Annotated in this window: 16 protein-coding genes; all 16 read right to left on the bottom strand. The window is 36.1% G+C overall.

Going from position 1 to position 15252, the window contains the following annotated elements; genetic code table 11:
• Window positions 1-1049: 1049 nt before the first annotated feature.
• Entirely contained in the window at window positions 1050-2051 is a 1002-nt protein-coding gene (locus AB3I12_RS05865) for an N-acetylmuramoyl-L-alanine amidase (RefSeq protein WP_368015636.1), read from the bottom strand.
• Complete coding sequence (locus AB3I12_RS05860) at window positions 2044-2337, bottom strand: holin (RefSeq protein ID WP_368015634.1); 294 nt, start codon at window positions 2335-2337, stop codon at window positions 2044-2046. The genes AB3I12_RS05865 and AB3I12_RS05860 overlap by 8 nt, the downstream gene beginning before the upstream one ends.
• Complete coding sequence (locus AB3I12_RS05855; RefSeq protein ID WP_368015633.1) at window positions 2337-2678, bottom strand: hypothetical protein; 342 nt, start codon at window positions 2676-2678, stop codon at window positions 2337-2339. The genes AB3I12_RS05860 and AB3I12_RS05855 overlap by 1 nt, the downstream gene beginning before the upstream one ends.
• 85 nt (window positions 2679-2763) lie before the next feature.
• A complete protein-coding gene (locus tag AB3I12_RS05850; protein ID WP_368015631.1) occupies window positions 2764-3204 on the bottom strand; it encodes a DUF1617 family protein in 441 nt (146 codons plus the stop codon).
• 20 nt (window positions 3205-3224) lie between these two features.
• Window positions 3225-6362, bottom strand: a complete 3138-nt coding sequence (locus AB3I12_RS05845; protein WP_368015630.1) for a phage tail spike protein — start codon at window positions 6360-6362, stop codon at window positions 3225-3227.
• Window positions 6359-7081 carry a distal tail protein Dit gene (locus AB3I12_RS05840; RefSeq protein WP_368015629.1) on the bottom strand — a complete coding sequence of 241 codons (723 nt, stop codon included), beginning with the start codon at window positions 7079-7081 and terminating at the stop codon, window positions 6359-6361. Before AB3I12_RS05840 ends, AB3I12_RS05845 begins: the two co-directional genes overlap by 4 nt.
• Window positions 7081-10335 carry a tape measure protein gene (locus AB3I12_RS05835; RefSeq protein ID WP_368015628.1) on the bottom strand — a complete coding sequence of 1085 codons (3255 nt, stop codon included), beginning with the start codon at window positions 10333-10335 and terminating at the stop codon, window positions 7081-7083. The genes AB3I12_RS05840 and AB3I12_RS05835 overlap by 1 nt, the downstream gene beginning before the upstream one ends.
• Window positions 10328-10897 carry a Gp15 family bacteriophage protein gene (locus AB3I12_RS05830; protein WP_368015626.1) on the bottom strand — a complete coding sequence of 190 codons (570 nt, stop codon included), beginning with the start codon at window positions 10895-10897 and terminating at the stop codon, window positions 10328-10330. Before AB3I12_RS05830 ends, AB3I12_RS05835 begins: the two co-directional genes overlap by 8 nt.
• Window positions 10898-10902: 5 nt before the next feature.
• Window positions 10903-11310, bottom strand: coding sequence for a hypothetical protein (locus tag AB3I12_RS05825; protein ID WP_115357974.1), 408 nt, complete (start codon window positions 11308-11310; stop codon window positions 10903-10905).
• Window positions 11311-11365: 55 nt separating this feature from the next.
• Window positions 11366-12322: an immunoglobulin-like domain-containing protein gene (locus AB3I12_RS05820; RefSeq protein WP_368015625.1), complete on the bottom strand. Its 957-nt coding sequence runs from the start codon at window positions 12320-12322 to the stop codon at window positions 11366-11368.
• A 69-nt stretch (window positions 12323-12391) separates the two neighbouring features.
• Window positions 12392-12871: a phage tail protein gene (locus tag AB3I12_RS05815; protein WP_368015623.1), complete on the bottom strand. Its 480-nt coding sequence runs from the start codon at window positions 12869-12871 to the stop codon at window positions 12392-12394.
• Complete coding sequence (locus AB3I12_RS05810) at window positions 12871-13269, bottom strand: minor capsid protein (protein WP_368015622.1); 399 nt, start codon at window positions 13267-13269, stop codon at window positions 12871-12873. The genes AB3I12_RS05815 and AB3I12_RS05810 overlap by 1 nt, the downstream gene beginning before the upstream one ends.
• The gene (locus AB3I12_RS05805; RefSeq protein ID WP_368015620.1) at window positions 13269-13595 is read right to left on the bottom strand and encodes a minor capsid protein; all 327 of its coding nucleotides are present in this window, start codon (window positions 13593-13595) and stop codon (window positions 13269-13271) included. Before AB3I12_RS05805 ends, AB3I12_RS05810 begins: the two co-directional genes overlap by 1 nt.
• Window positions 13595-13936, bottom strand: a complete 342-nt coding sequence (locus tag AB3I12_RS05800) for a putative minor capsid protein (RefSeq protein ID WP_368015618.1) — start codon at window positions 13934-13936, stop codon at window positions 13595-13597. The genes AB3I12_RS05805 and AB3I12_RS05800 overlap by 1 nt, the downstream gene beginning before the upstream one ends.
• Window positions 13930-14322, bottom strand: coding sequence for a hypothetical protein (locus AB3I12_RS05795; protein ID WP_368015617.1), 393 nt, complete (start codon window positions 14320-14322; stop codon window positions 13930-13932). Before AB3I12_RS05795 ends, AB3I12_RS05800 begins: the two co-directional genes overlap by 7 nt.
• Window positions 14323-14390: 68 nt before the next feature.
• Window positions 14391-15251 carry a capsid protein gene (locus AB3I12_RS05790; protein ID WP_115357980.1) on the bottom strand — a complete coding sequence of 287 codons (861 nt, stop codon included), beginning with the start codon at window positions 15249-15251 and terminating at the stop codon, window positions 14391-14393.
• Between the last annotated feature and the right edge of the window lies 1 nt (window position 15252).

Below are 15252 nucleotides of genomic sequence, written 5' to 3'. Positions count from 1 at the left end.
AACAATTTGAATGATTAAAAAAACTATTTGGCACATAATTTGGCACAAGTAAAAAAGCCACTCATTTGAGCAGCAATGAAAAATAACCATTGATTTGTATGATATCCTTCAAAAAAATTCTAGCACAGAACTAACTTAATTACTATATGGACGCTGTAGATTCGAACCTACGACCGGACGGTTATGAGCCATCTGCTCTGACCAGCTGAGCTAAGGGTACAGGTGGTTGCCACAATTCACACTACTTATTCATCAGGAAAGAAAGACCTAATGGCAACAAACCTGTTATCGCATTGACTTAGTTTGTGATTAGCAATGGGTATTATGAATATGCGATAACACATTCATTGTATCGAAGATTTTTTACTATTGTCAATATTGTTATTAATCAAGTAAATCAAGAAAAAATTGTTGACGATTATTTTTATGTACTATAGAATGAACCTGTCAAGAAAAAAAGACCATGCTGTCAACATGGTCTGCAAGTGCTTGCTACAGATATCCAATCTGTTCAATCCCTAGCTTAGTCTTGAATTCTAACTCTATAGAATCCTCAACCTTGCCATTGATTTCCGAGATCAATGGTTTTTTATTGTTTAGATTCTCAATTTCCCATCATCGTAAGCCAGGAAGAAAACTTACTAGGGATACTCAGTTTTTAGTGTGACGTTTGTTATATGAATCCCAGTAACGCTTTGGAGCGTTCACCCATGTGTACCATATAAATGCGGAAAACACAAGGACACTTAGAAATACACACAACCATGGTGGCAATTTTAATAAGTAACTTACGATACCACTAAAAGTGATCGTAGTTCCTTTTTTCAAAAATGCCCTAACATCCATTGAGATATTTATCCTTTCTGAGGACAAATAGACATTACAATAAAAAACATCGTTCATGGCATCATCCCCTTTCTAAGACTAGCAAGGGAATGAACCAATACCGCATATCTACTTGCAAATAATAGTTTAAAATATTAAAAAGAAAAATACAATATATTCTGTTTTATTTTTTATGTACTGCTCCTCGACGAGGAGCTTTTTATTTATAAAGTTAAATAAATATCCTTAATCCGAACATCGTTCACTGCGCCTTCTCCATTTGTCTGATTACAACGACGGAAAATGACATCGATTTTCGTGCCTTTTTTCACCCATCCTAGATCCACTGTGACGTCCATTCCTAAGGCATCGCCACCTTTGTAGCTATAGTTTTTCTTCACATCAGGTCGTTTGATTCCTTGAGAAGCCACACGAGTGATTTCTTCATTTGTGCCATGCTTCATGATCAATATATAAGCAAATTTACCGATTACACCTTCTGGTTTATCTGGCACTAGCCAACCAGCGATTCGAACTTTTCCTTTGCTTGCTTCATTGAACTTGTCTAGTTTCGCCCACGCGTTTCCTTGATGAACAGCTTTACTCTCTGCTACTGCTTTATCATGATCCGAGGGTGTTTTCGGTTTTGATGATACATTTGTAGTGTTCCCGCTTAAAGATTCACCTGTAATAGCTTCAACCATCCCTTTCGCAATTGCATCAAGATTTTTTGTTAGCTCATCAATATCCCGCTTGTTCGTAATGAATCCTAATTCGACTAATCGATAAGAAATACCTCGATTTGCAAAAACATTGCAGTTTAATAGGTCTGATCTTCCTACAACACCAGTAGGTTTCGATGATCCCCACAATCCAACATACTTCTCAATCACTTTCGCAATCGCAAGATCATTACTGTCCGCTTTAAATCGAGCGTTGATAATCACATGGCCATTTTCAGCGTTAGGATTTTCTGATCCATCCAAGTGAAACTCCGTCACAGAAGCATACCCATTTACGCTATAGGCTCCACCTCCAACTTTTGTTTGTTTAAACATATCTAGCGATTCATTGTAAAAGTCGATTTGATTCCTTTTCAATTTAGAAGCCCATGCTTTCAATTTTTGACCTAAAATATTTCTGGTAAACGTTGCTTCTTGATAACCATTCCCCATTGCGCCAGGATCACCTTGACCATGTCCAAATACTATTAAATGTTTACTCATTTTCATCGTCTCCTTCATTGATTTTTGTTTCTTTATAAAGCAATTTTCCGTTAGCCGGTAAATCATAAAAGCCACCCGCAGACATTCCTGCAAGTATCCCTGCCCAGGCATAAATTGCTATATCCCCCTGAACAATCGTTAGGGCGTAGCTAGTGCCGATAATTAACCCAAAAACGACATTCAAAAACGGCAACCACTTATTATTGATTGCCGTCTGCTTTACTATTTGTGTTACGCCTAATACAATGACGCTAATAACCGAAGTTGCTGTCAATATTTCATCCATTATACTTCCTCCTTTGGTGGTTTATGAGGCAAAGCAACCACTTTGTTATACAAAGCCTCTCCTGTCCCATTTCCGCCTAATCCTTTGTACCCTTTCCAGATATATTCTAAATTTTCCAGATCATCAACTGAAATCCAACCTTGTTCAAGAAAAAAACTACATTGTTGGTAAATCATATCATGTAACAAAGCAAGATTTGCTGATTCGATTTTTTTAAACCTTTCTTCTGTTTTTTGACGTTGAAATTTTAATTGTTTAAAAACACGAACAAATAGAGAAATGATACTCCCTGCACCCAACGCCACTAACATACTGTTAATCTCTAATAATTTATCGAACATATACTTCAAACCTTCTTATTTATCGATTCAGAAAACATTCTTTCACTTTTTTCTCTAATTCCATGATCACTCATCTCCTTCTGCTTTAAGTCTTACAATATTCTGGAGAAGATTCAAATGCATCGAGTAGTCGATCATATACTTCTGCATCTATCCCTGATAATTCTTCCGTACATTCATCTAAGATACAATATAGTTCATTCAAGTGGTTGTCGTATGTTCCCTCACTAATTTCTACTAGCTCATCCATCAATAGTTGATGTTCTTTAAGATAATCTTTTACTTTTAAAGGATCAATGACTATTCCACCCCCCTTATCTTTTGGAGCATATACGAAATTACCTGAATCGTCTTTTTCGCCGTATTCTTCAGCTAATGTCATTTCTTCATCAGCTAGTTGTTTTAATTTAACAAATAGAATTTTCACTAATTTTGAACGCGCTCTGCTTTCTTTTCCCTTAAGTTTCAATCGATTTAAAAATTGAATACTCGGACTAATAAATTTATTTTCTATAAAAAAATACATTATTCTCCTCCTAATTACGCTTAAAATTTTAAATCTACCCAATTACCAGTAGAATTTTTCACTCGAATTTGTCCACCTGAACAAAATAATAGAGCAGCTTTTCCGTTCCATAGACGAAAACCTACCCCATGACTACCATCTGAAAAATCATCTTTCTCAAATAATTCAATGTATCTTGAATTTAGTCCACCGTACTGTCCCATTTTTGACAATCGAAAATTCACATCAGTAGCAATTCGCAAATCTTGTTTTCCTTGAAACAAAGTATTCCCCTCAATAGTTTTTATTCCTGTAATCTTATTTCCCTTAATATTGATATCTGCGTGCATGGTTATTGCCGAATGGATAGAAATCGTGCCATCTGTTCCGCTTAAAGAAAAAGATTTTTGGAAACTCGTAGAATCATTTCCTTTATACATAATATTCATATACGCACCACGTTCAACGTTAAATGATATCGCAGGAGTATTCGCTTCAAAATTACGCCCCAGTGTTCCTAATGCTCGAATCTCTCCATTGACTTCCCCATATACAGTTACGCCTTTTTGGTGAAGTTGAAAGGCTCGTTCTCCATTTTCATATAAGATCAACCCCGTACTGTTTATCTTTACATCTTGACTAACGCCGTTCCAGTGAGAACTGATAAAACTGGTGATATTCCCTACCAAATTACTTACGTTAAGATTTATGATGTTTACATCTGCTGCATTTAAAGTTCCCGTATTGATTTTATCGGCCACCAAGCTTTCAATCATCGCACTTTTTATCACGCCATTTTCGATATAGGTTTCTCCAGTGATCTGAACTTTCTCACCAGAAATCAAAATGGATTCGGGACTTACATTGATTAAAGAAATCAGTTCATCTTTTTTCGCAAATAATTGAACCCCTTCTTCAAGTACATTGAGTTGGCTAGTATGCCCTTCAACAGTTGATAGTAAAATACTATATTGATCTGCTAACTGTGTAACTTCTGTTCGATTTGCTTTATTATCCACAATCATTTGAAATCCATCTACTCGTTGCTCCAAAGAAGAAAAAGCAAGTACAGTCGTATAGTCTTCAATAGCTGGATTCCATGTTGTGTTGATTCTTTCTCCTAATCCCACTTTTATTTTAGCTACTCGAAAACCTGTGCTATCTGATTGAGTGGTGAGGCTTACACCTAGCATTAATTTCACATTTCCAGACCTTATAGGAATAAAAGTAATCGTTTGACGTGTTAAGTCTGTTGAAGCATTGGAGACAGGAATGGCCGGAAGTTTTTGATTTCCTACCCCATCTTGATACATTAAGAATGAATAGTCCAAAGAATTTGTACGATAATAATTCCCTACATCCAAACTCAATGTATACGTTTTTCCTCCCTCGACAGAAAAAATTTTTGTCTGTATCCCATAGTTTTTTGTTTCGCTAGTCTTTTTTGTGACCTTGATCAGCTCACCATCAGTTGTTAAAGTCGAGCCGCGATAGGCAATATACCCTTCCAGACTGTCCCCTTTAGAATTCGGAACATAATTTCGACTTTCATAGTTCAGTTGATCTGATTGGACTTTCGCAACTGTCGAAGACAAGCCTTCGGTTTGTAGTTGTAAGTTCGTAATATCAACCGTTTGACCATCTGTTTTTGTGACTAACCCTTGAATAAGTCCACTTTGCGTTAACAATTGTGCTTGTACTTCCTGTTTGTTTTGGTTGAACTGGTCAAGCGTGTTAGCTGCTATATTTTCTACTTGATCCAATCGACCACCCATAAAATCAATTTGTTGAATGGCCTGTTGCGCATTCATGTTTGCTTGGATTGCTTCTTCTTTTGCTTGTTCTGCTTCTTTTTGGGCTTGTTCTGCTTTTTCAGATGCTTCCCTGCTTGTCTTTGTAGAAAAAGCAAATGCCCAGACGCTTCCGTCCCAAAAATAAATTTCTGTATCTTCTCCGTTTGGTTTCCACCATTGGTCATTTACATTCTCAGCAATTGGTTCTGTAGATTGACGAAAAATTTTATTTTTTCCATCTGCGGTAGTTTGAACAACCGCCACCTGTTTCTCTACTTTCTCCATACTTGCATTAATAGTTGTTTGAATCGTTGATGTTAAATTTGTCCTCTTCTCACCAATTTCAATTTCATCATACGAATCTGTTAAGACATTCCACACTGTTCGAATGACTTTCGCTTTTGTATTTACGCCTAGTTTTTCAAAATGAACTGGAACGATATCGCATAGATTTAATTGTTCTAATTCTCCATACACTTGATAATCCAGTGTTTTAGATAAATCAATAAAAGACAAACGAATCGAGACTTTAGGAATCCCGTATTCGTTTGCCTTCATATAAGCAATTGCTTTTGTTCGTAATTTTTCAACAGTAGGTATCTCTTTATCCCCAAAGTCAGAAGAAAAGTCAACTTTTTGAATGACACGTTCAGGAAATTTATTCACATTCTCGCAATCTATTGTCAATTCAGGGAGAGTAAGGATCACCTCATTTTGATTGCCATCTTGATAAGTTGCATAAGGATAGATTGTCGTATAGGTAGATAAAATTTCTTCTTCTTGTTCAAAATCAGTAATATTTCTTCCATAAGCAAGCAAGGTATTTGCGGTTGTTCCACGTTGCTTGAGTAAAGAAATCGTATAGTTGTCGAATTCATATTCTCCACCCCATACATCAAGAATAGAACCTTTTACTCCCCCCAGTGCTTGTCTAGGATTTTCGACTTCCGTTACTTTCCATATCGTACGACCGTACGTCAAGACATCCGAAACAACAGTAAAAGGGGAAGCCTCTGTCAAATTTTTATTCCATGCGTTGAGTGCATCAAACCCATTTCCAGCAACTGTCACACTCGGTTTCAGTGCCATATATTTTGAGCGATAAGAAATATGTTCTGCATACACCCTAACTTTTCCGTCAATTGGTTTTGTAATTTTTTTTATTCGAAAACGTTGCGCCTTTAATTTATGCCCTGCATCAACCTTAATTAGTTTGTCTTTATGCAACAACGAAAAAGCCGGACTATCCACCGGATGAACCATTTCCAATATAAATAACCCGTTTCTTTCTTCTGTGACTGTACAACTAAGCGTGTCATTCAACGGACCTTCACCCAGATTAAAGAACGTTTTCGCAGTTGAATCATATAAAACAGGCGTACTCATACAACCACTTCCCATCTCGGCGTAAGTTCGACCTTTGTTACATCTCCTGTCCAAGTGACACGATGGCGACCAACCGGGAAATCTGGGAAAGGATAAGTATACACTTTGTCATATGCTGGGCGTGAACCATCTAAACTTGTGACAACTTGTGCTTGTAGGTCAACAATAATTCCTTGATCTACTCCTTTTAAACGAATTTGGTTCGAACCAAATTTGATGGTTATGTCCCCTGTTCCTTCAATTCGAAGCAACGGCTTACTTGGTCTGGTTCCTTTATTTGTTAAGTATTGGCCATTTGTAACTTCAATTGGACTTAATGAATCTTTAAAATACTTATACGGTTTAATACGAAATTTCAAAGCTGTTTTCCCATAAAAACTCACAATTCGTTCGACATTATATTCTTCATAATAGAGTGCTCGGTAAATGAACTGAGGATCTGCAGAAAAAAATAAGTCATCCCAAGAAATATCCGTTTTTAACCAATTGGAGATATCAGTTATAACTTCTTCAATCTTTTTATTTGGTGGCAATCGCAATCTGCAAGGAAATATTTTATCTAATCCTTTGATTCGTTGATTAGATACTGCTAAATCACCATCTACTCCAGGTACTTCTTCTAACGAAAGATCATAACTAGCACTTCCAAAGGAAACATTGCCTTCGATAGTAAGAAAAAAATCACTAGATTTTTTTCCTTTGTATTCAAAATAAACCATTATATCAGTCCTCCTTGATCTTCTATTTTTGTTATCCATCCAATTTCTTCCATCGTTCTTCGGATGTCTTCTTTTCCTTCCCACTTAACACTCATTGTTATTAATGGTTGATTATTAATAGTTTTAACAGTGTTTGATGAGTTGTTAATAATCCTACTTCCTAAAGAAGTCGCACCCATCATATTTGTATTTAACGCGAACTCTGGACTAGCAAAGTTGAAATTTGAGAAAGCACTGTCAAATGAAAACTCTTTAGAAATGGAATCTACCATATTAGAAGCAAGATGTTTAACATTCTTAAATCCAGTAATAATCCCTTTCTCTAGTCCAGCCATTAAAGCGGAACCATTATCAATTAAAACTTTTTTATCATAAGGTATAGGACCTTTTAAACTGGCTATAATATCAGCGATGCCACTAACAAAATCTTTAACTTTTTCAAATCCCCACTTTATACCTTTTAGTAATCCTTCCATTAAAGATGTACCCGCATCCCAAAGCTCATCTCCAACAATTGCAGAACCTAAACTATTTACCAATTGTCTTACTGCTTCTCTGGCTTCTTCTTTGTTATTATCGATACCATCCGCTAAACCATTTATTAGACGAATAGCAGCTTTCCACATCCTATCAGAATAACTAATAATGCTTTCCACTAATTTATCAACCAAATCTGCAGCTGCATTTACTAATCTATATAAATTATTCCCAATTCCTTCTATACATTTCACTACCAAATCTGTACCTGCATCAATTATTCGTGATAGATTATTTGAAATGCCCTGTAGCACACTGACAATCAACGTCACCCCAGCGTCTATAATATCCGGCATTCTAGAAGATAACCCATTCAAAAAATTAATCATCAAATTAACGGCCGCACCAATAATATTGTCCATCCTATTACCAATAGCATTAACAAAATTTACTATGATACTAATTGCCTGATCAGTCACATTACCAATGTTATCAGCAAGGCCTTTTAAAAAGTTGATTAGTAGTTCAAATCCAGCCTGTAAAATATCGGGTAAATGATTGTTTAGTTCAGATAGCCACGTAACAATTAAAGTAGCCATACTTTCAACTAATTTAGGCAATTGCTCAGTGATTCCTTGTAATAAAGCATTAATTAAATTTGCACCAGCTTCTATTACTTTTGGTAATGCTTCTGTTAAAGAACCTGAAAAAGTCGTAATGATAGAAGTAGCTGATTCTACTATTGTAGGCATAGCTAACAAAATGCCATCAGTTAAAGATTTGATTATTTGTGCAGCAGACATAGCTATTATCGGTAATAATGTCACTATGCCATTCGTAAATGCCATTATTAACTCTCCAGCAGACACAACAATACTCGGTAGTCCTTGCACAATTCCGGCAACGAATCCAGATATTACCTGTAATGCGCCACTAACAATCCCCGGCAGTGCGTTTGCAATAGCACCTAAAATCCCTTCTAAGGCTGTACCAAAATTCGTACCAAGTTGAGGACCATATTTTTTTATACTATCCACTAGCCCTTTAAACGAACTCATTATTGTATCAATACCTTTATTAACATCTTTGCCACCTAAAGTCTTCGTTAATAATTCGAATCCTTTTATTATTAACCCTACCGGTCCTAACATAGCAAGGATTACCGTTTTCAACACTTTAATACCAACACTAAAAATATCAATAGAATGACCAGCTTTTTCGGTCGGATTAATTAATTTTTTAAATGCATCTATCATATTTTCTATTGTTTTACCGATTTTCATTATATTTTGTTCACCTTTTACAGTGAATGCACCTTCTAAAAAATCACCTAGTTCTGTAATATTTTTAATTGAACCTGAAACGATTTTACCTATTGCTACAATTCCTTGTTTCATATCATTGATTTTCGCCGAGAAATTAATCATTCCTTGCCATAGCTCTTCAGGAAATATTTTAATAAATTGACTTCTAAGTTCAGCGATTCGCTCACTAGGACCGTTGATAAGCATTTCAGCAAATCCCTTAGTTAAAAGCTTTATTCCCTCAAACACTTGATTTATCGGTTTCATAAAGTCTTTTAGACCCGCTACTATGTTATCAACTTTACTCCTGAATGGTTCCGAAGTTTTATAAAAATATATTAACCCAGCTGCCAAAGCTACTATGCCTGCTATAACAAGTGCAAATGGATTAGCCATCATAGCTGTTTTCATTAAAACAAATGCTTTTTTAACGCCCATAATTGCAGATTTTACACTATTCATTATTCCTATGGTTGCTTTAAAAGCGATAAACCCCGCCGCTGTTGCAACTACTATAGAACCTAATATTTTAAAAGCAGTAGAATGCTCCTTTACAAATCCTGTCACTTTCTCAATAACAGGAATTAAGCCATCCATGGCTTTTGTAATCGCTGAAAACGTATTATTTACAATACCTTTTAAGCTATTCAAATTAGCCGCAATACTTTTTCCAGAAACTTTCGTTACGATCTCATCAAACTTAGTTAATACATTTGCCACCCCATTAGTTATGGAGTTTTTTAAGTTTGAAAAAGAAGTAGCTATACCTTCTGTAGTTTTTCGAGCAACTTCTTTTGTTCCGCCTAAACCATCTTGTATATCAATTAGGCCTTGATTAAATTGTTCAACAGTAATCTGTCCGCTCTGCAAAGCTTTATATAAATCTTGTTGTGCTGATTTCCCTGTAAAACCAAACTTTTCAGCTAATTTATCCAAGCCAAAGCCCATCGTTTCTTGTAAAGTCGTATAAGAATCTAGTTCAACTTTCCCAGTACGGAGTATTTTCATATATTGCTCTGTTCCACGTTGTGCTTTTTCGCCACTAGAACCACTAGCAAGTAAAGCATTGTTTAAAGCAAGTGTACTATCAGCCGCTAAATCGGCATCTTTAAAAACACTATACATTTGTTGCGTAGTGTCACTCACATCTTGCAATTTCGTTGGTAGCCCATCAATTCCTTCTTTCAACTTATTCGTTGCACGGGTAGCATCATCTGTACTAGCTCCCATAGCTGTTAAAACTTTAGGAAACTGGTTCAACTTGTCAAAACGTGTAACTGCTCCTTCAATTGAGCCTTTTAAAACATCAAATGCTGCACTGCCCAACTTAACGAGTCCCATCGCTTTGACCATGTCTCCAATGCCTCGACTTGCTTTGGCGGACTTGCCTTCCAATTGGTCTAATTGATTATTTAGCCCTGTGACGTCCTTCCCATTCACATCGACATCAATTACTACACTTCCATCAGCCATCTTCTTCCTCCTCCCTTACGTAATTTGGTAATGCATACCGCCTTTGAAGTTCTCTCATTTGTTCCTTGTGTTCAGTACTTTCTCCTTTTTGTGGTTTCCAGTTCCGAATAGCTCTAATCCTTTGGATAGGCGTTTCATCTGGTAGTGTCACTAACAACGCTTGAAATTCTTCCCATGATAAACGCCCCTGTTCTTCAAATAGATTGATACCTATTTGTCGAAAAGAGGCGTAAATGTACTTTGCATCCAAGGTGATGTCTATATCTTTACTAACAGGTTTCGTTGGCATTACATTCCCTAATTCATCTGTAACTACTTCTGATTGCTCACCGAACATAAGAAAAGTATCATAGATTTGCCAAAACATTATAAATTGAGATTGAGTATCCAGATCTACATCTCCGACTAGAATCTTTAAACAAGTTTCTACCTTGTCTGTTAGATTCATTCCATCATCGGAAAGTACATCAAAAGTATCTAACACGCGATCAAAAGCAAGGTTCAAAGGATACTCTTTTTCTTCAAATTCAAAAGAGGAGGTCAGCGGATCGTTTAACCGCATAGTACTCACCCTTTCTTGCTAACTTTTTTCAAATACTTTTGTTTTAAACGTTCAGATTTTTTTGTTTGTTCATCTTTGAATTCGTCAAGCTGTTCAGCAATACCACTATATAAATCAAAGAAAGCATTTAACCATGCGTTAATATCAGGAATCTCGTCATACAACTTATCGAATGTGCCTTCTCCTAACATGACGTCGTATCCCTTTCCTAATAAATCCTTGTATGACTCTAAATCCAAACTGTCTATATCGTCTTCGTCCGTCACTTCAATTGATTCAACTCCTTTTTCAAACTCCTCATAGTTTTTTTGTACCTCAATTAAATGCTCTGGTGAGCTGTCAAAGAAAAATTCATGCCCTGCTAAAACAATCGGAAAACCTGTACGTTCTACTTTAATCTCTAATGCCTTCATTTAGTTCCCTCCATAAGAAAAAGACAGCATGATAGCTGCCTTTTATGTGTATATTTTATTCATCTATTTCTGACACAATTTCTACAAGTTGCTTCTCTGTAACAACATTATTATTTTTATCTAATCCCTCTGTTTCTACTTCATCACCCACATCAACCCGATCCACAATTGGAATTTCAAATCCTTCTTGTTCAAAATTATCACTTGTTTCTCTTGCTTGACCATTGATATAAACATTTACCTTTTCAATATTTTCAGTACATTCACCTGTAATCACGTTGGCACCCAGTTTATATGTCGCTGAAATCCCGGGCAGTATCTCTACTAGCTGTTTTTCAACCAATACTGTACTTTCTGCACTCAGTCCTTCTAATTCTACTCGATCATTAGCTTTGAACTTATTACGAGCATAAAAAGTGAAGTTACCATCTTTAAAAGTACCTCCGATAACACCAGAATATTGATCATTCACATACATTTTAGTTTTTTTTATTTCACCTGTGTATGTTCCAGTAATATTTGCATCTCCAAATGGATAGGGATTAATGGTCATTGTGGGTTCGTTGGGAGCGTTCAAGTTTAATGTATGCTGGGCAGTGAAATTCCCATCTTCTGTCTTTCCTTCGGTAATATAAGTACCTGCTGGTACAGTCTCATCCCATGTGATTTCACCTGTAGCTGAAACAGCTAAGCCTGCTGTAGCAGGCGTGATTTTATAATTCACTTTTTTATTCGTTGCATTTGAGGGTAAAACAGTTGCTGTGATTTTTCGACTCCCCGCAGTACCTGAATCTGCTGTTGAAGTTTTAGGAGAAAACTCTAATCCGGTAACAGCAATAGGTAATGTTTTAAAAGCTGGTACATCAGTTTTTTCTCCTCCTTCTGCAAACCCTACTTGATACGTTCCTACTGGAACGTTAGTATTCGGATCAACCCCTGTAATTTCTAAAGGGCTTGTACTAGCTGGCACAACAACTTCTTCACCTTTATAAACAATATACTCTCTCGCCATTCTAGATTCCTTCTTTCATGTCAATGATAACCCCAGATGTCGTTGGCGTTAGTTTTCCAACTTCTGGGGCTACGCTTTTGGGTTGATTTCTGGTAAGGTGTCATACTTAATAGAGCAACCAAACTCTTCATATGCTGTCGCATCTCCCGAACCTGCTTTTATATCCGTGACTGTTGCACGACCGATATAAACATCTCCATTAGTTTGTACAATTTTGTGCCATACTTTTCGACCATCACCTAGTTTATATTTTTTACTAGCAATTAGTTTTTGTGCTGGGTCTTCCGTATCATACATTCCTTCTGCCGTATAAGTACCAGACACTGATACCACAGTAGTCTCAGGTGTCCCATCTCCATGATAAAAACCTGTATCGTCTGTTTCTTCATCTGAATCGTCACTAATAGTTGCAATGTATTTTGCTAATCGTAACCATGATGTATCTTCAGTAGAAGGGGTTTCTTCTCCCGGTGTGTATTCAGCAATATAGTGTTCACGTTTCGCATTTTTGTTTCGTGCAAACATTTGAAGATTCATTTTTAATAACATTATTTTTCCTCCTTGAATGTAGTTAATTTTGTTTGAAAATCCAATAAAAAAACGAACCAACCTTGTTCATCTGCATCGTTGATGAAAGGTTTGCTCGTTATAGTTAAATCATTAAATTCAAAAGATCCATCAGAACTAGTAATTTCATTGATTCTTTCCAATGAATCAGATATAAGCCAAAGCGTTTGTTCAATCTTAGAACCATCTTGTGACTTCATCGCAATTTCATAGTTTAGTTGTTCATCTTTCACACCATTATAGTATTCCGTTAGAATTTGACCACCAGGTAATGGATAAATGACTAAACTCTCAACTGCTGAAAGATACCCCTTTTTTATTTTTATTGGGATATCAGGAATATTATTAATTTTATCTTTTATTCGATCAATAAAATCCATTATTTTATTCCAGCCCCTTTCAGATAGGCTTTTTCCCAAGAAGGCATATACAAAGATTTAGCTTTTAAATCCCATCTTGGACCAGTTCCTGGTGTCGTATATTTTTTACCATTTAGATAAAATTGACGCTTCGCATATTTCGTTTCATACAAAATCGCACTAACAGAATTATTAATATGAACGCTTTGTCTAAGTGTATTATCCTTTTTTGGTACAAATGGATTCATATCTGACATTGCTTGATTTGCTACAGCATACCTTCCTCGCTTCATAGCTTGTGGGCTTACTTTAGCTCTAATACCAGTAAGATCAACTTTAACCCCCATCAAATCACCTCTAATTCATAAGAATAAATAGTGTTTGAATAAGCCTCTGAAATTTTCTCAATTTTAGTGATAACGTGTTCTTTGCCATCATAAATAACTAATGATTGTTCTTTAAATTCAGGCAAAGGAGTAGTCAAATCCTTATAACAGAAAATCACTGCATGATAGAGTAATTGTTTCCCACTTGAAGAAAAAGTGTACTGACTTCCTCGATCAATGCGACAATTTTCTATAATTGCATATTCTCCGTAAATAGGTTTATTATAGTCCTCTTCTCCTAAATATTCTCGATAAATAAAAGAATCTACTAAAAAATCTATTGGAGGTATTGGCATTAACATGAGGGAACACCTCGATATAAAAGTCCTGTACCTTCAAGATAGATGTACACATCTTCAGACAACAAAGGTGCACTCCCCCCATTTTCTGGTGACTTATTAGTGATACTCGTACGCCCAGCAGAAAAGCTTTGTGGCGTTTTATTTATACTTTGATAAGTATCCCCTCCGACCTCATCAAAATAGACAATTTGAGAGCAAAGAGCTAATTTGAATTGATTAACACGAAAATCAATCGAATCATCTTTAATATTATGAAATTGGTAAAAGTAATTGGTTTCATTATCCAAAATAGCCGATGCTTTTAATAAATACTTGTCAAAGGAAGATTTAAAGCTATCAGTTTTCCCAGATAATCTTTTGAATTCTTTAAAGTCAATGTAGGACATTTAAATTCCTTCTTTCATTTCGATAATAACCCCAGCTGTTGTTGGCGTTAGTTTCCCAACTTCTGGGGTTATGCTTTTGGGACGTAAGAAACATAGATAGCTTTTTTAGCATTGTCGAATACGATAGCATCATAGTAATCTAAGCCTTTAATCGTATCTCGATAGCCGCTTCGGTCTTGTGATGCTGGTACTGTGTCGACTGTACCAAACTTAACAATAGGTGCCACTGCAGTTAGTGGAGAGATAATGAAGTTAAGTGTGTCTTCAATATTTATTCCAGAAAAGCGATCTTTTGCTACTTTTAGAATAGGAACACCGCCATCAATTTGGGCTACTGTTCTGTCAATTCCATTAATAGACATTTGGTTTGTCGTGAATGTTTTGCTAACACCTTTGGCATTTTTTAATAAACGATAAGTAGCTGCTGATACAAACATTACATAGCCACCAGGAACTTCATTGTCAGTCATATATTCTTCAGCAGCATCATATGCAGTTAAAATATTTTCTTCGGTTAAGGTTTCGTTCACTTTTTTACCTGCATTGTCATACATCACTTGAACAGCAACTTTATCTCTATGCGGAACAGTGATTAAACGTTTGTGTTCAGTTACAATATTGTTAATAGTTAACGCAGCACTTTCAGATTGATCAAGTTGATCTACGTCGTACCCAAACCAATCTTCGTGAGTTAATCTAATCGTTTCTTTTTCAATACTAATTTGATTGCGAGCGTTTTCTCCGTTCCGTTGATATTGTGTCGCATCAACAAATCCCGACATTTTGTTGATACGTACTTCGTTTGCGCCGACAAAGTCTGCTGCAGTGATACTTTTTGCACCTTGAGTTAAGACATCCCACACTTGAGAGTCAGCTCTAAATTCTTTGTCAATGGTTGCTAAATCTTTTGAGTCTAATACTAAAGCCATA

The sequence above is a fragment of the Enterococcus sp. C65 genome (assembly GCF_040887165.1).
Lineage (GTDB): Bacteria > Bacillota > Bacilli > Lactobacillales > Enterococcaceae > Enterococcus_B > Enterococcus_B hirae.
This window is presented reverse-complemented; position numbering and strand designations above follow the sequence as displayed.

Coding starts and splice junctions, on each gene's coding strand:
- AB3I12_RS05865 (WP_368015636.1), bottom strand. CDS start 2,051: ATGAGTAAACATTTAATAGTATTTGGACATGGTCAAGGTGATCCTGGC.
- AB3I12_RS05860 (WP_368015634.1), bottom strand. CDS start 2,337: ATGGATGAAATATTGACAGCAACTTCGGTTATTAGCGTCATTGTATTA.
- AB3I12_RS05855 (WP_368015633.1), bottom strand. CDS start 2,678: ATGTTCGATAAATTATTAGAGATTAACAGTATGTTAGTGGCGTTGGGT.
- AB3I12_RS05850 (WP_368015631.1), bottom strand. CDS start 3,204: ATGTATTTTTTTATAGAAAATAAATTTATTAGTCCGAGTATTCAATTT.
- AB3I12_RS05845 (WP_368015630.1), bottom strand. CDS start 6,362: ATGAGTACGCCTGTTTTATATGATTCAACTGCGAAAACGTTCTTTAAT.
- AB3I12_RS05840 (WP_368015629.1), bottom strand. CDS start 7,081: ATGGTTTATTTTGAATACAAAGGAAAAAAATCTAGTGATTTTTTTCTT.
- AB3I12_RS05835 (WP_368015628.1), bottom strand. CDS start 10,335: ATGGCTGATGGAAGTGTAGTAATTGATGTCGATGTGAATGGGAAGGAC.
- AB3I12_RS05830 (WP_368015626.1), bottom strand. CDS start 10,897: ATGCGGTTAAACGATCCGCTGACCTCCTCTTTTGAATTTGAAGAAAAA.
- AB3I12_RS05825 (WP_115357974.1), bottom strand. CDS start 11,310: ATGAAGGCATTAGAGATTAAAGTAGAACGTACAGGTTTTCCGATTGTT.
- AB3I12_RS05820 (WP_368015625.1), bottom strand. CDS start 12,322: ATGGCGAGAGAGTATATTGTTTATAAAGGTGAAGAAGTTGTTGTGCCA.
- AB3I12_RS05815 (WP_368015623.1), bottom strand. CDS start 12,871: ATGTTATTAAAAATGAATCTTCAAATGTTTGCACGAAACAAAAATGCG.
- AB3I12_RS05810 (WP_368015622.1), bottom strand. CDS start 13,269: ATGGATTTTATTGATCGAATAAAAGATAAAATTAATAATATTCCTGAT.
- AB3I12_RS05805 (WP_368015620.1), bottom strand. CDS start 13,595: ATGGGGGTTAAAGTTGATCTTACTGGTATTAGAGCTAAAGTAAGCCCA.
- AB3I12_RS05800 (WP_368015618.1), bottom strand. CDS start 13,936: ATGTTAATGCCAATACCTCCAATAGATTTTTTAGTAGATTCTTTTATT.
- AB3I12_RS05795 (WP_368015617.1), bottom strand. CDS start 14,322: ATGTCCTACATTGACTTTAAAGAATTCAAAAGATTATCTGGGAAAACT.
- AB3I12_RS05790 (WP_115357980.1), bottom strand. CDS start 15,251: ATGGCTTTAGTATTAGACTCAAAAGATTTAGCAACCATTGACAAAGAA.